Origin of the sequence: Actinomycetospora sp. CA-084318 (assembly GCF_050955885.1) — a bacterium.
Taxonomy (GTDB): Bacteria; Actinomycetota; Actinomycetes; order Mycobacteriales; family Pseudonocardiaceae; genus Actinomycetospora.
Genome location: NZ_CP192098.1, coordinates 4,198,815 through 4,218,963, shown reverse-complemented (window position 1 = coordinate 4,218,963; position 20,149 = coordinate 4,198,815). Strand labels below are relative to the sequence as shown.

Genomic DNA, 20,149 nt, shown 5'->3' with positions numbered 1-20,149 from the left:
TCGATCACGGGATCAGTAGTTCGATTTCCGAGATTGACAGTCCTACTACAGGACTGTCGTCCTGTCACCCTCGACGCGCACGCCGTCGTCCTGCGAGGCTGATCGCACCGGTGCCGGAGGGGAGGTCGCGTGGTCGACGATCCCGCGCCGAAGATCGGACCGGACGGCCGCCTGCTGTGGTCCCGCTCGGAGGACCTGACCGGCTTCGAGGCGCTGATGTGGCGCGTCGAGGCCGATCCCCGCATGCGCTCCACAGTGCTCGTCGTGGAGACGCTGGACCGCGACCCCGACTGGCCGCGGATGGTGGCGGCGACCGACTGGGCCTCGCGGGTGGCGCCGCGGCTGCGGGAACGCATCGTCACGCCGTTCCTCGGGGCCGGCACCCCGTACTGGGCGGTCGACCCGTACTTCGACCTGCACTACCACCTGCGGCGGCTCCGGCTGCCCGACGGCGCCGAGACCACGGACCTGCTCGAGCTGGCGGAGCAGATCGCGATGACCCCGCTCGACCCGGCCCGGCCGCTGTGGGAGGCGACCGTGGTCTCCGGGCTGCCCGACGGCGGGGCCGCGCTGCTGTTCAAGCTCAGCCACGTGCTCTCCGACGGGATGGGGCTCACGCAACTCCTGGCCGGGCTGCACTCCCGCACGCGGGAGCCAACGCCGGACAAGCCCCAGCCGCCCGCGCCCGTCCTGGAGCCCGGCGGGCTGGGGCGGGACCTCCTCCGGCAGGTCACCACGGACCTCGCTCTCGCCGGAGGCGCCGTGCGGGGCCTGCTGGGGGCGACGTTCACCCGGCCCGACCGGGCGGTGCGCGACGCGGCGGCGTACGTGGCCTCGGCGGTGCGGGTCCTCTCGCCGCCGCCCGCCCCGCCGCTGCCGGTCCTCGCGGAGCGGAGCCCGTCGTGGCGGTTCCGGACGCTCGATGTGCCCCTCGACCGTCTCCGCGCGGCCGGCCGGGCGGGGGAGGGGTCGGTCAACAGCGCCTTCGTCGCCGCGCTCCTGGGCGCCTTCCGGCGCTACAGCGCCCGGTGCGGTGATCCGCTGCCGGCGGACCGGCTCATGCCCGTGACCATGCCGATCTCGGTCCGCAGCGCGGACGACGAGCCGGGCGGCAACCGGTTCGCGCCCGCCCGGCTGTCGGCGCCGGTGGGCCTGCCGGACCCGGCTGCCCGGATCGCCGACGTGCACCGCCGGGTGCGGGCCGCCCGCGACGAGCCGGCCCTGGACAGCGTCGAGCTGGTCACGCCCGTGCTGGCCCGGGTGCCGGGGGCCCTCGTCACCCGGCTCGGCGGCGCCACCACGGGGGGCAACGACCTGCAGGCGAGCAGCGTCCCCGGGCTGCCGGGCGACTACTTCCTCGCCGGGGCCCGCATCCGCCGCGCGTACCCCTTCGCGCCGCTGCCGGGGTGCGCCGCGATGATCGCGATGCTCACCCACGGCGACGTCTGCTGCGTCGCGGCGAACCTCGACGCGGCGGCGATCACCGACCTCGCGGGCTTCGAGCAGGACCTCGCCGACGGGTTCGACGAGGTCCTGGCCCTGGCCCGGTGATCAGACGGCCCCGTCGGCCACCGCGACGGGCGCCGGGGACGTCCGGCGCGTGCGCCGCTCCAGGTAGTTCGCCAGCAGGGTGAGCAGCAGGCACAGCGTGATGTAGACGATCGCCACCACGATCGCGACCGGCAGCAGCGGTCGGCCGAGCTGCCCGGACGAGCCGAGCACGCGGGCCTGGTAGAGCAGCTCGGGGTAGAGGATGAGGAACCCGAGCGCGGAGTCCTTGAGCAGCACCACGAGCTGGCTCACGATCGTCGGCAGCATCGACCGCACCGCCTGCGGCAGCAGCACGAACCGCATGACGGCGGACTTGCGCATGCCCAGCGCGTACGCCGCCTCCGACTGCCCGCGCGGCACCGCCTGCACCCCGGACCGGAAGATCTCCGCGAGCACCGACCCGTTGTAGAGGGTGAGCGCCACGACCACGGCGGTGAACGTCGAGACGGTGACGCCGACCGAGGGCATGCCGAAGTAGAAGATGAACATGAGCACCACGAGCGGCACGGCCCGGAAGAACTCGACGATCCCGGTGGACACCCCGCGCAGCCAGGCGTGGTCGGAGAGCCGGCCGAGCGCGAAGACCGCGCCGAACACCAGGGCCAGCACCGCACCGGCCGCGAAGGCCCGCAGCGTGTTGACCAGTCCCTCGAGCAGGGCGAGCTGGATGTTCTCGTAGAGGATCCAGTCCCACTTGCTCCCGTCGAACTGGCCGGTGGCGGCCAGCCGGACGATCACGAAGGCGAGCAGCGCGGCGACCACGATCACCGCGACGACGCCGAGCACCCCGTTGCGGGCGCGGGCCTTCGGGCCGGGGACGTCGAACAGGACGGCGGTGGGAGCGCTCATCGGGCACCTGCCTTGACCGCACCGCCCGAGGAGGCCGACCAGCGGCGTTCCAGCGAGCGCTGCAGCAACGTCAGAGGGGTGATCAGGATGACGAAGCCGAGGGCGACCCACAGCAGGCCGATCAGCGTGGAGTAGCCGCGCTCGGAGAGGACCTGGTAGATGCCGCCCGCCTCCACGACCGAGAAGCCGGCGGCCACGGTGGTGTTCTTGAGCAGCGCGATCTGCACGCTCGTCAGCGGTGGCACCACCGCGCGGATCGCCTGCGGGAGGATGATCAGCGTCAGGGACTGGCCGAACCCGAGACCGAGCGCCCGGGCGGCCTCGGCCTGGCCGGGCGGCACCGTCGTGATCCCGGCGCGCACCGTCTCGCACACGAACGCCGCGGTGTAGAGCGACAGCGAGACCACGGCCAGCGTGAAGAAGCTCAGGTCGGCGATCTCGAGCAGCGGGAAGCCGAACGCGAAGAAGAAGAACACCAGCGTCAGCGGCGTGTTCCGCAGCAGGGTCACGTAGGCGGTGCCCGCGGCCCGCATGGCCGGGACGGGGCTCACCCGCATCGCGGCGAGCACCGTGCCGAGGACGAGCGAGGCGATCGCGGACAGGACGAAGAGCTCGACGGTGCCCAGGAACCGGGTGCCGAACTCACCGAGGTTGTCGATCAGGACGTTCATCGAGGTCTCCCCTGGACGCGGCAGGGCCCGGCTCGCACCGGGCCCTGCCGCACGCGATCAGTACCGCTGGATGGCCGGCGGGGTGGCCGGCGTGCCGGACTTGCCGAGGGTGGCGTCGTAGATGCGCTGCCACGTCCCGTCGGTCTCGGCCTGCTGGATCAGGTCGTTCACCTTGTTGCGGAAGGCCACGTCGTCGCGCGGGACGCCGACGCCGTAGGGCTCCTGGGAGAAGACCTGCCCGACGACCTTGAGCTGCTGCGGGTCCTGCGCGGCGAAGCCCTTGAGGATGGCGTCGTCGGTGGTGACGGCGTCGACCTGGCGGGCGATCAGCTGGTTCACGCACTGCGAGTAGGTCTGGAACTCGACCACGTTCTCGGGCTGGGTCAGGTTCTGCTGCCGGACCCGCTGGATCGGCGTGGAGCCGGTGACCGAGCAGACCTTCTTGCCCATCAGGGTCTGCGGCCCGGTGATCGAGGTGTCGTCGGCGCGCACGAGCAGGTCCTGGCCGGCCTGGTAGTACGGCCCGGCGAAGCCGACGCGCTGCTTGCGGTTGTCGTTGATCGTGTAGGTGCCGACGTAGTAGTCGACGTCGCCGCGCGAGATCGCGTCCTCGCGGGCGGCCGACGGGACGACGACGTAGTCGATGCGGTCGGGCGAGACGCCCAGGCCGGCCGCGATCATGCGGCCCATCTCGATGTCGAAGCCGGTGTACTGGCCGGTGGTCGGGTCCTGCACGCCGAGACCGGGCTGGTCGTTCTTGACGCCCATCTTGACGCGACCGGCCTGCTGGATCTTCGCGAAGGTCGCCGAGCCCGGGACCTGCACGTTCTGGGCGACCGGGTAGGTGAGCTGCTCGCTCGGGGCCTGCCCCGGCACCCCCTCGCGCCCACAACCGGCGAGCACGAGGGCCGCGAGGGCCACCAGGATGACGCTGACGCGCCTCATGAACACTCCTTAGTGGGTGAGGATCTTGCCGAGGAAGTCGCGCGCCCGCTCCGAGGAGGGGCGCTGGAAGAAGGCGTCGGGGGTGGAGTCCTCGACGATCTCGCCGTCGGCCATGAACACGACGCGGTGCGCCGCGCGGCGGGCGAAGCCCATCTCGTGGGTGACCACGACCATCGTCATGCCGTCCCGGGCGAGGTCGGACATCACCTCGACGACCTCGCCGACCATCTCCGGGTCCAGCGCCGAGGTCGGCTCGTCGAAGAGCATGACCTTCGGGTCCATCGCGAGCGCCCGGGCGATCGCGACGCGCTGCTGCTGCCCGCCCGAGAGCTGGGCGGGGTACTTCGACGCCTGGTTCCCGATGCCGACGCGGTCGAGCAGGGTCTTGGCCCGGTTCTCCGCCTCGCCCTTGGACACCTTGCGCACCCGGGTCGGCGCGAGGGTGACGTTCTCCAGGATCGTCTTGTGGGCGAACAGGTTGAACTGCTGGAACACCATGCCCACGTCGCTGCGCAGCGCCGCGAGGTCGCGGCCCTCCGCCGGCAGCTCCTTGCCGTCGATCTCGACGACGCCGCCGTCGATCGGCTCCAGCCGGTTGATCGCCCGGCACAGCGTCGACTTGCCGGAGCCGGACGGCCCCAGCACGACGACGACCTCGCCGCCGGCGATCTCCAGATCGATGTCCCGCAGCACGTGGAGGTCACCGAAGTGCTTGTTGACCCCGGCGAGACGCACCATCGGTGTCATCAGTGGTCCTCCTCACATCGACCCGACGGCGGGGAACCCTGCCGGGGGATGGACAGGGCGAGAAGGGGTCTTGAGGAAGACTTAGGGTTGTCTTGACATGACCGAAACGAGGTGACGCGGGTGCGCATCCTGCTGGTGGAGGACGACGACCGTGTCGCCGCCGCGCTGCGGACGGCGCTCGCCCGCCAGCAGATCGAGGTCACCCGCCTCGCTTCCGGGCGGGACGTCGTCGCCCACCTCCCGGGCGTCGACGTGGTCCTGCTCGACCTCGGCCTGCCCGACGTCGACGGCATCGACGTGTGCCGCCGCATCCGCGACGCGGGGGACACGCCGGTGATCGTCGTGAGCGCCCGCGGCGAGGTCGACGACCGCATCCTCGGCCTGCACTCCGGCGCCGACGACTACCTGGTCAAGCCCTACGACGCCGGCGAGCTGCTCGCCCGCATCCACACCGTGCTGCGGCGCCGCCGCCCGGAGCCTGCCGCGGACGTCGTCGAGCTGGGCTCCGGGCTCGTCGTCGACCTCGCCCGGCGCGAGGTCCGCGACGGCGGCGCGCCGGTCGCCCTCTCCCGCAAGGAGTTCGCGGTGCTCGCGCAGCTGGCCCGGGCGGACGGCGCGGTCTGCACCCGCGACCGCATCGTCGCCGAGGTCTGGGGCCGCACCTGGCCGGGCGCGAACCGCACCCTGGACGTCCACGTGGCCACGCTGCGCACGAAACTGGGCCGCCCGGACGTCGTGTCCACCGTCCGCGGGGTGGGCTACCGGCTGAGTCGGCCGTAGCCGATGCGCACCCGCCTGCTCGTCGTGGTGTCGGTGCTCGTCGTCGCGGTGGTGCTCGGCCTCGGGGTCCCGCTCGCGATGGCCGCCGCGTCGGCGTCCACCGCGGAGATGTTCACCGACCGCCTCGGCGACACCACCCGCTTCGCGGCGCTGGCCCAACGGCCGGTCACCGACTCCGACACCGCCGCTCTGGGCACCGAGCTGGCCCGCTACGACGCGCTCTACGACGCCCCGGCCGCCGTCCTCGACCGGCAGGGCGAGGTCCTCGTCGCCTCCCGGCCGTTCCTCGCGACGAGCCTCGCCGCCGCCGACGCGCAGGCCCGGATCCCCCTGGCCCTGGCGGGCCGGCGCTCACCGACCCCCGAGACCATCTGGCCCTGGGACAGCCGCCCGCTCCTGCTCGCGGAGCCGGTCCTCGTGGGCGGGGAGGTCCGGGGAGCCGCCGTCACGATCTCGCCGACCGGCGACGTCCGTCGCTCGGTGCTCCTCGTCTGGGGCCTCCTCGCCGCCGCCGGCGCCGTCGCGCTCGTGGTCGGCGCGCTCGCCGCGCTGCCGATGGTCCGCTGGATCCTGTCGCCGGTCGAGGAGCTCGACGCCGGGACCGCCCGCGTGGCGGCGGCGGTCCGCGCGGGCCGCCCGGCCGAGCCGATCGGCGGCGACCACGGGCCGCCGGAGCTGCGCCGTCTCACCCGCGACTTCGACGCGATGGCCGCGACCGTCTCCGCCACGCTCGAGGCGCAGCGCTCCTTCGTCGCCGACGCCGGGCACCAGCTGCGCAACCCGCTGACCGCCCTGCGGCTCCGGTTGGCCACGCACGCCGAGGACCTCGCCGACGCGCCGGTCCCGGTCGAGGTCCGCGAGGGTCCCGGCGCCGCGCTCGAGGAGATCGACCGGCTCACCGAGGTGCTCGACGCCCTGCTCGCCCTCGCGCGCACCGAGGGACGGGTGGCGCCGCCGGTGGAGGTCGGGCTGGACCGGGTCCTGGACGAGCGGGTGGAGACCTGGTCGGTGCTCGCCGAGTTCGAGGGGCTCGAGCTCCGGCGCGCCGGCGCGCGGGGCCTCGTCGTGCACTCGGACCCCGTGACGGTGACGACGGTCCTCGACGCCGTGCTGGACAACGCCGTCAAGTACTCGCCCCCGGGCTCGGCCGTGGAGCTGACGACGGCGCGGGTGGAGGGCACCGTCGAGGTCGCCGTCCGCGACCACGGCCCGGGCCTGGACCCCGACGAGCTCGGCCGCGCCACGGAGCGGTTCTGGCGCAAGTCCGGGCACGACGGCGGGTCCGGGCTCGGCCTGGCGATCGCCGCGCGCGGGGCCGAGCGGGCGGGCGCCGCGCTCTCGCTCGAACTCCCCGACGACGGCGGGCTCCGGGTCGTCCTGCGCTGGCCGCCGGTCGGTCCGGCGTGGGTCAGTACGGCTTGAGCGCCCGGTAGGCCTCCGCGGCCCCGGCGTGCAGCGCCACCGGCTGCGTCCCGATCGCGGTGCGCGGGTCGACGCTGCGGCCCGCGGGGTCGGCGGCGACGAGCGCGTCGACCCGGTCGAGCAGCACGCGGGTCAGGCCCCGTGCGGTGGTGTCCGCCATCGCCGCGGTCACCAGCAGGACGTTGCGCACGGCCACCGTCGTCACCGGCTCCGGGATCCCGTAGGTGCGGGCGGGCACCGTCGTGACGTCGTAGACCGGATAGGCGCGGCGCAGCGCGTCGACCTCCGCGGTGAGGTCCAGCAGCCGCAGCGGCACCGACCGCGCCAGGTCCTCGACCCCCGCCGTCGGGACCCCGCCGGACCAGAAGAACGCGTCGATCCGGCCCTCGCGCAGCGCGGTGATCGAGTCCCCGAGCCCGAGCTGGACCGCGGCGAGGCCGGTCTCGGGGAAGAGCCCGACCGTGGCGAGCAGGCGCGGTGCGATGACCAGCACGCCGGAGTTCGGCGCGCCGACCGAGACGCGCCGGCCCCGCAGGTCGGCGAGGCGCCGGACGTCGGAGGCGGCGGGGACGACGACGTGGATCGCGTCGTCGTGCACCCGGGCGAGGGCCTGCAGCGGGCGGTCGGGACGCGCGCCGTCGACCGCCCCGTCCGCGGCGACGTCGAGCGCGCAGAAGGCGACGTCGGCGAGCCCGGACGCCAGCATCCCGACGTTGTCCACCGAGCCCTGGCTGTCGAGCAACGTCGTCCGGGCGCCGAGGTCGGTGCGCCAGACGTCGACCAGCGCGCTGCCGAGCCGGTGGTAGACCCCGGCCGGGTTGCCGCTCGCGAGAGCCACGGGGACGCCCGACCCGTCCCGGGCGCACGCCGCCACGCCGAGGGTCAACGCCCCGGCGCCGAGCAGCACCGCACGCCGACCGACCACGGGGACATCCTCCCAGTCGGCGGGCCTACCCTGGGACACGATGTCCGAGAGAACCCCCGTCGCTCCGCTCGCCCCGCGGACCTTCGCCATCCGCACCCACGGGTGCCAGATGAACGTGCACGACTCCGAGCGCCTGGCCGGCGTCCTCGTCGAGGCGGGCTGGGAGCCGGCGCCCGACGGGCAGGCCGTCGAGGACGCCGACCTCGTCGTGTTCAACACCTGCGCGGTGCGCGAGAACGCCGACAACAAGCTCTACGGCCAGCTCGGACGCCTCGCCCCGGTGAAGGCCGCGCGTCCCGACCAGCAGATCGCCGTCGGCGGCTGCCTCGCCCAGAAGGACCGCTCCACGGTGACGGCGCGGGCGCCGTGGGTCGACGTCGTGTTCGGCACGCACAACGTCGGGTCGCTGCCGGCGCTGCTCGAGCGCGCCCGGCACAACGGCGAGGCGCAGGTGGAGATCCTCGAGTCGCTCGAGACGTTCCCCTCGCACCTGCCGGCCCGGCGCGACTCGGCCTACTCGGGCTGGGTGTCGATCTCGGTCGGCTGCAACAACACCTGCACGTTCTGCATCGTCCCGTCGCTGCGCGGCAAGGAGGTCGACCGGCGCCCGGGCGAGATCCTGGGCGAGGTCGAGGCGCTGGTCGCCGAGGGCGTCCTCGAGGTGACCCTCCTCGGGCAGAACGTCAACGCGTACGGGGTGGACTTTGACGACCGGGCCACCGGGCGGACGGCCTTCGCCGACCTGCTGCGGGCCTGCGGCGACGTCGAGGGCCTCGAGCGGGTCCGCTTCACGAGCCCGCACCCGCGGGACTTCACCTCCGACGTGATCGCCGCGATGGCGGAGACGCCGAACGTCTGCCCGCAGCTGCACATGCCGCTGCAGTCCGGCTCGGACCGGGTGCTGCGCGCGATGCGCCGCTCCTACCGGGCGCGGCGCTACCTCGACATCGTCGCCGAGGTCCGGGAGGCGATGCCCGACGCGGCGCTGACCACCGACATCATCGTCGGCTTCCCGGGGGAGACCGAGGAGGACTTCGTCGAGACCCTGCGGGTCGTCGAGGAGTCCCGGTTCGCGCAGGCGTTCACCTTCCAGTACTCGCCGCGCCCGGGGACCCCGGCGGCGACGCTGCCCGACCAGGTGCCCAAGGCCGTCGTCCAGGAGCGCTACGAGCGGCTGGTCGCGCTGCAGGAGGAGATGTCCCTCGCGGGCAACCGGGAGCAGGTCGGGCGCGAGCTCGAGCTGCTCGTGGCCACCGGCGAGGGGCGCAAGGACGCGGCGACGCGCCGCATGTCCGGCCGGGCCCGCGACGGTCGGCTCGTGCACTTCACCCCTACCGGCGTCGACGGAGACGGAGCGCAGCGGAGCTCGACCGCGTCGAGCAGCCCGATCCGGCCGGGCGATGTCGTCACCGTCCGGGCCACCTACGGCGCGCCGCACCACGTCGTCGCGGACGGCGACGTGCTCACCCACCGCCGCACGCGGGCCGGGGACGCGCACGAGGCCGGGACGCGCCCGACGACGCCGCGCGTCGGGTTGGGCCTGCCCGCCATGGGGAAGCCGGAACCGTTGCCGGCCGCAGCCGGATGCACCGTCGGGAGCCACGCGTGAACCCCTTCGACAGCGACACCGAGACCGAGCGGACCGAGCCCGCCCGCCCGTCGATCTCCCGCGAGGTCGACTTCGGGCCCAAGGTCCTCGTCGTCGCCATCGCGATCTTCGTCCTGCTCGTCGCCGCGATCCTGCGCTGGACCGCAGCCGGGGCGACCGGGTGGCAGGTCGTCTCCGGCGACCCGGGCGTCACCGCGCTCCCGCGCCTGTTCTCGGTCCTCGCGCTTGTGTTCGGCGTCGGCCTCTCGGTCGCGTCGGTGATGACGCGGCGCTGGGTCCTCGTCTTCGTCACGGCCGCCGGGTGCGCCGTCACCTCGGTGACCGGCGTGTGGGCGGTGTGGTCGCAGAACACCGTGCCCGGCGGCGGGCCGGGGTTCGGCCTGGTCCTCGCCCTGCTCGCGATGGTGGTCCTCACCGGTCGCTGGGCCGGGTGGGCCTTCTCCCGGACCTGACCGTCCCCTAGAGCTCCATCGTCGAGCCCATCACCACGGTGCGCGCCACCGGCAGCTTGAACGAGCTGGCCGGGGAGGCCGCGTTGTGCGCCAGCCCGACGAACAGACGCTTGCGCCACGCGGGCAGCCCCGGGGCGTCGCCGCGCTCGATCATCACTCGCGAGATGTAGTAGTAGGCGGTCTCCGGGTCCGCTCCCTCGAGCTCGGGCGAGAGCCCGCACGCCAGGCGGAGGACGTCCGGCACGTTCTGCCGGTCCTGGAACCCGAAGCGCGCGCGGACGTGGACGACACCGTCGTGGGAGTGCTCGAGGTCGTCGACGGTCACGCGCTCCTCCCGTGGGACGTGCGGGACGTCGACCGCCTCCAGGGAGACGATCACGACCCGTTCGTGCAGCACGTGGTTGAACTCCACGTTCGCGCGCAGGGCCAGCGGCGCCGTCTCGTTGGTGGGGTGCGGGAAGACCGCCGTGCCCGGGACCCGGGGGACGTCCTGGAGGTCGTCGAGGAACTCCCGCAGCGGGCCCTCGAGCGAGGTGCGGCGCTGGGTGATCACCCGGCGCCCGCTCTGCCACGTCGTCATCACGACGACGACGATCACCGCCACCAGCAGGGGGAGCCAGCCGCCGGACACGATCTTGACCACGTTGGCGCCGAAGTAGAGCAGCTCGATGACCCCGAAGAGCACGCCGAGCCCGGCCACCTGCCACCACGCCCACCGCCAGGCGGTCCGCGCGTGGATCAGGAACAGCGTGGTCGAGATCAGCAGGGTGCCGGTGACGGCGAGCCCGTAGGCGGTGGCGAGGCTCGACGAGGACCGGAAGGTGGCGACGAGGATCAGCACGCCGCCGAAGAGCAGCCAGTTCACGGCGGGGACGTAGATCTGCCCGCTCTCGCGCGTGGAGGTGTGGAGCACGGTCAGCCGCGGGAGGTAGCCGAGCCGCATCGCCTGCAGCGACACCGAGTACGCCCCGGAGATGACGGCCTGCGAGGCGATGACGGTGGCCGCGGTCGCCAGCACGATCAGCGGGATCCGGGCCCAGCCCGGCGCGAGCAGGTAGAAGGGGCTCGAGATCGCCGACGGGTCGTGCAGGACCAGGGCGCCCTGGCCCAGGTAGTTCACGATCAGGGCGGGGAGGACGACGTAGAACCACGCGAGGCGGATGGGGCGGCGGCCGAAGTGGCCCATGTCGGCGTAGAGCGCCTCGGCGCCGGTGATCGACAGCACGACCGCGCCCATCGCGATGAACGCCGTGTACGGGTGGTCGGCGATGAACTCGACGATCCAGGTCGGCGAGAGACCGACCAGCACGTCCGGGTGCTCGACGATGTGCGGCACCCCGAGGACCGCCAGCACCACGAACCACACGGCCATCACGGGCCCGAACAGGCGCCCGACCCGGGCGGTGCCGCCCCGCTGCACGACGAACAGCGCCGCCAGGATGACCGCGCCGATCGGGAGGACCGCCTCGGCGAGCTCGGGCCGCACCACCTCGACGCCCTCGACGGCGGAGAGCACCGAGATCGCCGGCGTGATCAGCGAGTCGCCGTAGAACAGGGCCGCCCCGAGGACACCGAGGCCGATCGCGAAGGTCGCCGCCCGCCCCTGCAGCGCGCTGCGCACCAGCGCGGCGAGCGCCATCACCCCGCCCTCGCCGTCGTTGTCGGCGCGCAGCATGAACACGACGTACTTGATCGTCACGACGATCAGCACGGACCAGAAGATCAGCGAGATGACGCCGTACACGTCGCCCGGGGTGGGGCTGACCGCGCCGTCGTCGATCGAGAACACCGTCTGCATCGCGTAGAGCGGGCTCGTGCCGATGTCGCCGAACACGACGCCGAGGGCGCCGAGGGCGAGCCCTGCCGCACCCGACCGACCGCGGGTCGCCGGGTGGTCCGCGCCCGTCGAGCGCCCGCGCGGGGTGGCGACGGTGTCGCCCGCCTCTGTCATGGTCGACAGTCTGCTCCGCCCCGCCGATGGCCGGGTGATCGAACCCCGGAACGTGGGTTGACGCGGGGTCCGGCGATTCCTACCGTGCCCGGATGGTCGGGGACGAGGGGCGGCCGACCGTCGACGTGAAGCGCACGCTCGCCGTCGCGGGCGCCATGTTCCTCATGGCGATGTCGGCGGCCGGCCCCGGCTTCATCTCCCAGACCGGGACGTTCACGGCGCAGTACGGCGCGTCGTTCGCCGCGGCCATCGTCGCGAGCGTGCTGGTCGACATCGCGATCCAGCTCAACGTCTGGCGCATCGTCGGGCTCTCCGGGATGCGCGCCCAGGACCTGGCCAACCAGGTGCTCCCGTACTCCGGGCACGTGCTCGCGTTCCTCGTGGTGCTCGGAGGGCTCGTGTTCGGCATCGGCAACATCAGCGCCGCCGGGCTCGGGCTGTACGACACGTTCGGCCTCGACATCCGGCTCGGCGCGGTGCTCAGCGCGGTCCTCGCGATCGTGATCTTCAACTACCGGGCGCTGGAGGGGACGATCGACCGGGCGGTGCTCGTGCTCGGGGTGCTCAAGATCGGCCTGATCGCGGTGGTCGCGGTGGTCACCGGGCCGCCCGTCGGCGAGGCGGCCCTGCGCACCGTCGCCCCGGTCGGCCTCGACTTCCTGCCGATCCTCACGCTCATCGGCGGCACCGTCGGCGGCTACATCACCTACGCGGGCGCGCACCGCCTCATCGAGTCCGGCACCACCGGGCCCGAGCACCTGCGCACGATCAGTCGCGGCTCGGTGAACGGCATCCTCGTCACCGGCGTACTCCGGATCCTGCTGTTCCTGGGCATCCTCGGCGCGGTCGCGGCCGGCGCGCGGCTCTCCTCGACCGACCCGGCCGGCTCCGCCTTCGAGTTCGCCCTCGGCCCGGTCGGGCTGCAACTGTTCGGCATCGTGCTCTGGACGGCGGGCATGACCTCGACGATCGGCGCCTCGTTCACCTCGGCGACCTTCCTGCGGACGCTCGCCGGGGTGGTCGACCGGCGGTTCAACCTGACGATCTCGGCGTTCATCACGATCTGCACCGTGGCGTTCCTGCTGCTCGGGCAGACCCCCTCGGCGCTGCTCGTGTTCGCCGGCGCCTTCAACGGGCTGATCCTGCCGTTCGGCCTGGCGATCCTGCTCTGGATCGGCTGGCGGCGCCGCGACCTGCTCGCCGGCCTGCGCCAGCCGGTGTGGCTGCTGCTGGTCGGGTTCGCCGCGTTCGTGTTCACCGTCGTGGCGAGCGTGCAGTCGCTGGCCAAGCTGCCCACCATCTTCGGGTGATGCGCACCCGACCCTGCGGGGACACCGGCCTGCTCGTCGAGCTCGACTCGCTCGACGAGGTGTTGGCCCTGCACGCGGATCTGGCCGCCGACCCGCCGTCCGGCACGGTGGACCTCGTGCCGGCGGCGCGCACGGTGCTCGTCCGCGTCGCCGCCGCGGCCGACCTGCCGGGGGTGGACGCCGACGTGCTGGCCCGGACGCCGGCGCCCGCGTCCGGGCGGGACGGCGACACCGTCGAGCTCGCCGTGACCTACGACGGCGAGGACCTCGACGCGGTCGCGGAGCACACGGGGCTCGACCCGGAGGGGGTCGTCACGGCGCACACCGGGCAGACCTGGACGGTCGCCTTCGCCGGCTTCACCCCCGGCTTCGGCTACCTCGTCGGCGCCGACGAACGGCTCCACGTGCCGCGCCGGGAGTCCTCGCGCACGCGCGTCCCCGCCGGGGCGGTCGGCCTCGCGGGGGAGTTCAGCGGCGTCTACCCGCGCGAGTCCCCGGGCGGGTGGCAGCTGATCGGGCGCACCGACCACGTGCTCTGGGACCTCGACCGCGACCCGCCCGCCGTGCTGCGCCCCGGCACCCGCGTCCGGTTCGTGCGCGCATGATCACCGTCCTCGCCACCGGCCCGCAGACCACCGTGCAGGACGTCCGCGGGCGGCCCGGCCGCGCCGACCTCGGCGTCGGGGTCTCCGGCGCCGCCGACCGCCGCGCCCTGGCGCTGGCCAACCGCCTCGTCGGGAACCACGGGGACGCCGCCGGCCTGGAGATCACGCTCGGGGGCTTCGCCGGCTCCTTCCCGACGACGTGCGTGGTCGCGCTGACGGGCGCCCCCGCCCCGGCGACGATCGACGGCCGGGCGGCGGACCTGCACCGACCCGTCGTCGTGCCGGCCGGGGCGGAGCTGCGGCTCGGGACCCCGCCGACCGGTCTGCGCACGTACCTCGCCGTGCGCGGCGGGATCGCGGTGGCGCCGGTGCTGGGCAGCCGGGCGACCGACGTCGTCGCGGGGCTCGGACCCGCCGTCGTCGCCGAGGGCGACGAGCTGCCGGTCGGGTCGCCACCCACGCACCCCGTGCCCGCGGTCGACCTCGCGCCGCCACCGCGGGCGGACGGGACGTTGCGGGTCGTCCTCGGCCCACGCGCGGACTGGTTCGCCGACCCGGGACTGCTCCTGCGGCACCCGTGGACCGTCACCGACGACCTCAACCGCGTCGGGTTCCGCCTGGACGGCCCGGAGCTGGCGCGGGCCGAGGCGTTCGCGGGCGTGGAGCTGCCCAGCGAGGGCGTGATCCGCGGGAGCGTGCAGGTCCCGCCGTCGGGTCGGCCCACGGTGTTCCTCGCCGACCACCCGATCACCGGGGGCTATCCGGTGATCGCCGTCGTAGTGGACGCCGACACCGACGCGGCGGGACAGCTGCGGCCGGGGGAGCAGGTGCGGTTCCGGCGGGCGGCCGAACCGCTCCCGGGCGCCCGACCGAACCGAGGGACGTGACCGACGACGGCGGGCGACCCCTGGACGCCCGGGAGCAGGACGAGTTCGAGGCGATCCTCGTCGGCTACCGCCGCACCGCCCGGCGTCCCGGCGATGCCCCCGCGCCCGGCGCGGTGGTCCTGGTGCTCGTCGGTGCGCTGCTGGTCGCGGTCGCGACCGCACTGCTCCCGGCCCCGCTCAACCTGTGGGCCCCCGTCGCCGTGCTGGCCCTGGTGGCGGGGCTGGCCCTGCTGCGCGGAGTGGCGGAGACCTCTCGACGTTAGCTCCGGGGTTCCCGGGGTAGCCCTTCCACCGAGGAACCTCGTCCGTCGTCCGGTGGCCACCGGCGTCGGCTCCCACGCACCCGACGCGGAGACGACCGTCTCCCCGCCACCACAGGAGCGGCTGACCCGTGACCTCTGCGATCTTCTTCGGCTCGATCTCGACGGTGGTGGACACCTCCGAGCTGCAGCGCAAGGCCTTCAACCGGGCCTTCGCCGAGCACGACCTCGACTGGGAGTGGAGCCGCGAGGACTACCTCGCGATGCTCGAGAGCAACGGTGGGGCCCAGCGGGTCGCGGACTTCGCGGCCCAGCACGGCCAGTCGGTCGACGCCGACGCGGTCCACGCGACGAAGTCGCGCATCTTCCAGGAGTCGCTCGCCACCGAGCAGACCGCTCCGCGTCCCGGCGTCCTCGACGTCGTGCGCGGGGCGAAGGAGTCCGGCCTGAAGCTGGGCCTCGTCACGACCACGAGCCGGGACAACGTGCGCGCGCTCCTGGACGCGCTCGAGCCCGACATCCGGTCCGCGGACTTCGACGTCATCGAGGACACCTCGCGGGTGCAGAACGTCAAGCCCGACCCGGAGGTCTACCGCACGGCGCTGCGCGAGACCGGCCTCGAGCCCGGCGACGTCGTCGCCATCGAGGACAACGTGGGCGGCGTCGCCGCCGCCAAGGGCGCCGGCATCACCACGGTCGCCTTCCCGAACGCCAACACCGCGGGCCACGACTTCTCGGCGGCCGACACGCGCGTGGACGAGCTGAACCTCGCCGAGCTGCGCGCGCTCGCGTAGCCCCTCCTCCTCCCTCCCACCCGACCGGCCCGGCGTCGCCGTGCCGTGAGTCCGGCCTGCCCCCAGGAGCCCAGACCATGGTCGCCCCTCAGCCCACCCTCACCAGCACCGAGACCGCGTTCCACGTCGAGGCGTACGAGAAGATCGACTACTCGCTCGTCTACGTCGACGGCGTCTTCGACCCCGCGAACACCCAGCTCGCCGACACCTACCGGCCCTACGGCCGCGCCCTGATGGTCGTGGACCGCACCGTCCACGACCTGTACGGCGAGCAGATGCGCGCCTACTTCGACCACCACGGCCTCGAGCTCACGACGTTCCCGATCATCATCCGGGAGCCGGACAAGACGCTGCGGACCGTCGAGCGGATCGTCGACGCGTTCGGCGACTTCGGCCTGAACCGCACCGAGCCGGTCCTCGTGGTCGGCGGCGGGCTGATGACCGACGTGACCGGCACCGCGTGCTCGCTCTTCCGCCGCTCCACGCCCTACATCCGCATCCCCACCACGCTGATCGGGCTGATCGACGCGAGCGTGGCGATCAAGGTCGCGGTCAACCACGGCAAGAACAAGAACCGCCTCGGGTCGTTCCACGCCTCGCAGCAGGTCATCCTCGACTTCTCCTTCCTGAAGACGCTGCCGGTGGACCAGGTCCGCAACGGGATGGCGGAGCTGGTCAAGATCTCCACGGTCGGCAACTCCGACATCTTCGAGCTGCTCGAGAAGTACGGCGAGGACCTCCTCCACACCCGCTTCGGGCACCTCGACGGCACGCCGGAGCTCCGCGAGATCGCGCACCGGCTCACCTACGACGCGATCCGCACGATGCTCGAGCTGGAGGTCCCGAACCTCTGGGAGCTCGACCTCGACCGCGTCATCGCGTTCGGGCACACCTGGAGCCCGACCATCGAGCTGACGCCCGACCCGCCCTACTTCCACGGGCACGCGATCTCGATCGACATGGCGCTCTCGACGACGCTCGCCGAGCGCCGCGGGTACATCTCGGTCAACGAGCGCGACCGCATCTTCTGGCTGATGAGCCGCATCGGGCTCACTCTGACCAGCCCGTACCTCACCCCGGAGCTGCTGGCGAAGGCCACCGACTCGATCACCCAGACCCGCAACGGCCAGCTGCGCGCGGCGGTCCCGCGGCCGATCGGGACCTGCTACTTCATCAACGACCTCACCGCCGACGAGCTCGCCGAGACGGTCGAGACGCACGACCAGGTCGTGCGGTCCTACCCGCGTCAGGGCGAGGGTGAGGACATGTTCGTGGTGCCGGAGCAGGCGTGAGGACCGCTCCGGGCGCCGCCCGCCCGGTCACGCCCGCGTCGATCCTCGCCGCCCGTCTCGACGACCTCGTCGAGCGGGCGGCCGGGACCGGGTTGGAGGACGAGCTGCGGGCGGCGCGGGACCTCGCGGTCGGGCTCGACCCCTACGTCGAGTCGATGACGTCGCCGGCGTCGGAGGCGTTGGACCGCCTGGCGACGGCCACCGCGGAGTTCGACTGGCGCGACGCCGCGGGGTCGCTCGAGCAGGAGATGCTCTCCGGGCACGTCGAGGGACGGTTCCTCGCGATGCTCGCGCACGCCACGCGCGCCCGGCGGGTGCTCGAGGTCGGGATGTTCACCGGCTACTCGGCGCTCGCCCTGGCGGAGGCCCTTCCCGACGACGGCTCGGTGGTCGCCCTCGAGATCGACCCGGAGGTGGCGGCCTTCGCCCGGGAGCAGTTCGCCGGGTCGGCGGCCGGGCGGCGGATCGACGTCAGGGTCGGCCCGGCCGGCGAGACGCTGGCCGCACTGGCCGGGCAGGCGTTCGACCTCGTCTTCATCGACGCCGACAAGGCCGGCTACGCCGACTACCTGGAGACGATCCTGACGACGGGTCTGCTCGCCCCGCGCGGGCTCGTCGCGGTCGACAACACGCTCATGCAGGGACAGCCGTGGGCGGGGCCGGACACGGTGAACGGCCGGGCCATCGCCGACTTCAACGCCGTGGTCGCGGCCGACCCCCGCGTCGAGCAGGTCGTGGTGCCGCTGCGCGACGGCATCACCCTCATCAGGGCGCTCTGATGCACCGCGTCGCGCGCAGCCTCGGCATGCAGGCGCTGCTGGCGGCGGCGCTCCCGGCGAACCTGGCCGTGACCGCGGGGGCACTGCTGTACTCGGCGGTCGTCGGGAAGCCCGCGCGGGAGCGGCCGGACCGGCCGCGCACCGTGCTGGTCAGCGGCGGGAAGATGACGAAGGCGCTCGCGCTCGCGCGCGCGTTCCACGCGGCGGGCCACCGGGTCGTGCTCGTCGAGGCGGCGCGGTACCGGTGGACCGGACACCGGTTCTCCGGCGCGGTCGACGCGTTCCACGTGGTGCCGCCGCCGTCCGACCCGGGCTACGCCCAGGCGCTGGTCGACGTGGTGCGGGCCGAGGGCGTGGACGTCTACGTGCCCGTGTGCAGCCCGGCGTCCAGCTGGTACGACGCGCTGGCCAAGCCCCTGCTCGAGCAGTACTGCGAGGTGGTGCACGGCGACGCCGACGACATCGGCACCGTCGACGACAAGGGCGCGTTCGCCGCGGCCGCCGCCGACCTGGGGCTGCCGGTGCCGGACACGCACCGGGTGACCTCGGCCGACGAGGTCGCGGCGTTCGACTTCCCGCCGGGGAAGACGTACGTGCTGAAGTCGATCCCGTACGACTCGGTGAACCGGCTCGACCTCACGCCGTTGCCCCGCGGGTCGGTGGCGGAGACGCGGGCGTTCGCGGCGTCGAAGCCGATGTCGGCCGAGCGGCCGTGGATCCTGCAGGAGTTCGTGCGCGGGACGGAGTACTGCACGCACGGCACCGCCCGCGACGGGGTGCTCACGGTGTACTGCTGCTGCGCGTCGTCGGCGTTCCAGCTCAACTACGACCACGTCGACGTCCCCGCGATCGAGGAGTGGGTGACGCGCTTCGTCGCCGACCGGAAGCTCACGGGGCAGTACTCGTTCGACTTCATCGTCGGCGAGGACGGTGCGGTCCGGGCGATCGAGTGCAACCCGCGCACGCACTCCGCGATCACGATGTTCTACGACCAGGAACCGGAGCTCTCGCGGGCGTACCTGTCCGACGACGCCGGCGGGACGCTGCGCCCGACTCCGGAGAGCCGGCCCACCTACTGGCTCTATCAGGAGCTGTGGCGGCTGCTGTCCGATCCGGCGTCGGTGGGGGAGCGGCTGCGGACGCTGTGGGAGGGGACCGACGCGATCTTCTCGGTGCACGACCCGTTGCCCTTCCTGCTGGTCCACCACCTGCAGATCCCGTCGTTGCTCATCGAGAACCTGCTCGCGGGGCGGGACTGGGTGAAGATCGACGTCAACATCGGCAAGCTCGTGGAGCCGGGCGGTGACTAGAACGCTGCACCTGGTGGGGTCGCCCACCGACGAGTTCTTCGCCGACCTGTCGAGGCTCTACGCGCGGGGGGCGCTGTCCGCCGTCGGAGGTCCCGACGACGCCGTCGCGCACGTCTCGCCGGACGGTCGGTGGCGCTTCCCGCGCGACCTGTCGCCGGAGGCGCTCGAGGCGGCGCCACCGGTCGACCTGGCGGGCGCGGTGGGGCACCTGACCGCCCTCGCGCCCGACGTGATGATCCCGCAGATGTTCTGCCCGGCCGGGATGACCGCGTACCGAGGGCTGTTCGACGTGCTCGGGGTGCCCTACGTCGGCAACCCGCCCGAGGTGATGGCGGCGTCGATGGTGAAGCCGCGGGCGAACGCGCTGGTGGCCGCCGCGGGCGTCGACGTGCCGGAGTCGGAGGTCCTCGCGCCGGGGGAGCCGCCTTCGTTGCCCCCGCCCGTCGTCGTGAAGCCCGCGGACGCGGACAACTCGGTCGGGACGACGCTCGTGCGCGCGGCCGGGCAGTATCCGGAGGCGCTCGCGGCGGCGTTCGAGCACTCGTCGTCGGCGCTGGTGCAGACGTTCGTGCCGGCGGGCCGGGAGGTGCGCTGCGGGGTGCTCGATCTTGGGCGGGGCCTGGAGTGCCTGCCGCTCGAGGAGTACCCGGTGGGCGACCTCGCGCCGATCCGCGGGGAGGCCGACAAGCTCGCGCGGTCGGACTCGGGGGAGCTCGGGCTGGTCGCCAAGGGCGAGGGGCGGGCCTGGATCGTCGATCCGTCCGACCCGGTGGTCGACGCCGTCTGGGAGGCGTCGCGGCGCTGCTACGCGGCGCTGGGGTGCCGGGACTACGGGCTGTTCGACTTCCGGATCGACCCGGACGGCCGCCCGTGGTTCCTGGAGGCGGGCCCGTACTGCTCGTTCAGCCCGTCGAGCGTGGTGGCGACGATGGCCGCGGCCGGCGGGATCGAGCTGCCGACGTTGTTCTCCGATCTGGTGGCGCGCGCCGTCGCGCGGGGGTGACACTGCG

General features: G+C 73.4%; 20 protein-coding genes. 14 read left to right on the top strand and 6 right to left on the bottom strand.

The genetic code is table 11. The annotated features are described in order from the left end of the window. The first annotated feature begins 129 nt into the window (after positions 1-129). Positions 130-1,551 (top strand): wax ester/triacylglycerol synthase domain-containing protein, encoded by a 1,422-nt coding sequence (locus ACQPYX_RS20655; RefSeq protein ID WP_433799157.1) that lies wholly within the window; start codon positions 130-132, stop codon positions 1,549-1,551. Here ACQPYX_RS20655 and ACQPYX_RS20650 read toward each other — a convergent pair whose 3' ends face one another. From ACQPYX_RS20650 to ACQPYX_RS20635, 4 genes are read right to left on the bottom strand one after another with little or no spacing between them, the layout of a single operon-like run. Continuing rightward, entirely contained in the window at positions 1,552-2,400 is an 849-nt protein-coding gene (locus ACQPYX_RS20650) for an amino acid ABC transporter permease (protein WP_433799156.1), read from the bottom strand. Then, positions 2,397-3,071, bottom strand: coding sequence for an amino acid ABC transporter permease (locus tag ACQPYX_RS20645; protein WP_433799155.1), 675 nt, complete (start codon positions 3,069-3,071; stop codon positions 2,397-2,399). The genes ACQPYX_RS20650 and ACQPYX_RS20645 overlap by 4 nt, the downstream gene beginning before the upstream one ends. A gap of 57 nt (positions 3,072-3,128) precedes the next feature. After that, a complete protein-coding gene (locus ACQPYX_RS20640; RefSeq protein ID WP_433799154.1) occupies positions 3,129-4,016 on the bottom strand; it encodes a glutamate ABC transporter substrate-binding protein in 888 nt (295 codons plus the stop codon). A 9-nt stretch (positions 4,017-4,025) separates the two neighbouring features. Continuing rightward, positions 4,026-4,754, bottom strand: coding sequence for an amino acid ABC transporter ATP-binding protein (locus ACQPYX_RS20635; RefSeq protein WP_433803774.1), 729 nt, complete (start codon positions 4,752-4,754; stop codon positions 4,026-4,028). Between the two features lie 129 nt (positions 4,755-4,883). On the opposite strand from ACQPYX_RS20635, the gene ACQPYX_RS20630 reads away from it, so the two are divergent. Beyond that, positions 4,884-5,543 (top strand): response regulator transcription factor, encoded by a 660-nt coding sequence (locus ACQPYX_RS20630; protein WP_433799153.1) that lies wholly within the window; start codon positions 4,884-4,886, stop codon positions 5,541-5,543. A gap of 3 nt (positions 5,544-5,546) precedes the next feature. After that, positions 5,547-6,965, top strand: coding sequence for a sensor histidine kinase (locus tag ACQPYX_RS20625; RefSeq protein ID WP_433799152.1), 1,419 nt, complete (start codon positions 5,547-5,549; stop codon positions 6,963-6,965). Here the strand turns inward: ACQPYX_RS20625 and ACQPYX_RS20620 are convergent. Beyond that, entirely contained in the window at positions 6,952-7,890 is a 939-nt protein-coding gene (locus tag ACQPYX_RS20620) for a TAXI family TRAP transporter solute-binding subunit (RefSeq protein ID WP_433799151.1), read from the bottom strand. The two genes, ACQPYX_RS20625 and ACQPYX_RS20620, sit on opposite strands and share 14 nt — an antisense overlap. A gap of 40 nt (positions 7,891-7,930) precedes the next feature. On the opposite strand from ACQPYX_RS20620, the gene miaB reads away from it, so the two are divergent. After that, the gene (gene miaB / locus ACQPYX_RS20615) at positions 7,931-9,499 is read left to right on the top strand and encodes a tRNA (N6-isopentenyl adenosine(37)-C2)-methylthiotransferase MiaB (RefSeq protein WP_433799150.1); all 1,569 of its coding nucleotides are present in this window, start codon (positions 7,931-7,933) and stop codon (positions 9,497-9,499) included. After that, a complete protein-coding gene (locus ACQPYX_RS20610; RefSeq protein ID WP_433799149.1) occupies positions 9,496-9,951 on the top strand; it encodes an Rv2732c family membrane protein in 456 nt (151 codons plus the stop codon). The genes miaB and ACQPYX_RS20610 overlap by 4 nt, the downstream gene beginning before the upstream one ends. Positions 9,952-9,958: 7 nt before the next feature. Here ACQPYX_RS20610 and ACQPYX_RS20605 read toward each other — a convergent pair whose 3' ends face one another. Beyond that, positions 9,959-11,902 carry a potassium transporter Kup gene (locus ACQPYX_RS20605; protein ID WP_433799148.1) on the bottom strand — a complete coding sequence of 648 codons (1,944 nt, stop codon included), beginning with the start codon at positions 11,900-11,902 and terminating at the stop codon, positions 9,959-9,961. A 92-nt stretch (positions 11,903-11,994) separates the two neighbouring features. Between ACQPYX_RS20605 and ACQPYX_RS20600 the strand changes: the two genes are divergently transcribed. The 9 genes from ACQPYX_RS20600 to ACQPYX_RS20560 all read left to right on the top strand — a co-directional run bounded on the left by ACQPYX_RS20600 (position 11,995) and on the right by ACQPYX_RS20560 (position 20,142). Then, complete coding sequence (locus ACQPYX_RS20600; RefSeq protein WP_433799147.1) at positions 11,995-13,212, top strand: NRAMP family divalent metal transporter; 1,218 nt, start codon at positions 11,995-11,997, stop codon at positions 13,210-13,212. Next, entirely contained in the window at positions 13,212-13,817 is a 606-nt protein-coding gene (locus ACQPYX_RS20595) for a 5-oxoprolinase subunit B family protein (RefSeq protein ID WP_433799146.1), read from the top strand. Before ACQPYX_RS20600 ends, ACQPYX_RS20595 begins: the two co-directional genes overlap by 1 nt. Beyond that, positions 13,814-14,704, top strand: coding sequence for a biotin-dependent carboxyltransferase family protein (locus ACQPYX_RS20590; RefSeq protein WP_433799145.1), 891 nt, complete (start codon positions 13,814-13,816; stop codon positions 14,702-14,704). Before ACQPYX_RS20595 ends, ACQPYX_RS20590 begins: the two co-directional genes overlap by 4 nt. Next, positions 14,701-14,967, top strand: coding sequence for a hypothetical protein (locus tag ACQPYX_RS20585; RefSeq protein ID WP_433799144.1), 267 nt, complete (start codon positions 14,701-14,703; stop codon positions 14,965-14,967). Before ACQPYX_RS20590 ends, ACQPYX_RS20585 begins: the two co-directional genes overlap by 4 nt. Positions 14,968-15,095: 128 nt before the next feature. Next, positions 15,096-15,758, top strand: a complete 663-nt coding sequence (locus ACQPYX_RS20580) for an HAD family hydrolase (RefSeq protein ID WP_433799143.1) — start codon at positions 15,096-15,098, stop codon at positions 15,756-15,758. A gap of 77 nt (positions 15,759-15,835) precedes the next feature. After that, complete coding sequence (locus ACQPYX_RS20575) at positions 15,836-17,050, top strand: sedoheptulose 7-phosphate cyclase (protein ID WP_433799142.1); 1,215 nt, start codon at positions 15,836-15,838, stop codon at positions 17,048-17,050. Continuing rightward, the gene (locus tag ACQPYX_RS20570; RefSeq protein WP_433799141.1) at positions 17,047-17,829 is read left to right on the top strand and encodes an O-methyltransferase; all 783 of its coding nucleotides are present in this window, start codon (positions 17,047-17,049) and stop codon (positions 17,827-17,829) included. Before ACQPYX_RS20575 ends, ACQPYX_RS20570 begins: the two co-directional genes overlap by 4 nt. Then, positions 17,829-19,139, top strand: a complete 1,311-nt coding sequence (locus ACQPYX_RS20565) for an ATP-grasp enzyme (RefSeq protein ID WP_433799140.1) — start codon at positions 17,829-17,831, stop codon at positions 19,137-19,139. The genes ACQPYX_RS20570 and ACQPYX_RS20565 overlap by 1 nt, the downstream gene beginning before the upstream one ends. Next, on the top strand, positions 19,132-20,142 hold the full coding sequence (locus ACQPYX_RS20560; protein ID WP_433799139.1) for a D-alanine--D-alanine ligase family protein: 1,011 nt from the start codon (positions 19,132-19,134) through the stop codon (positions 20,140-20,142). The genes ACQPYX_RS20565 and ACQPYX_RS20560 overlap by 8 nt, the downstream gene beginning before the upstream one ends. Positions 20,143-20,149: the final 7 nt, after the last annotated feature.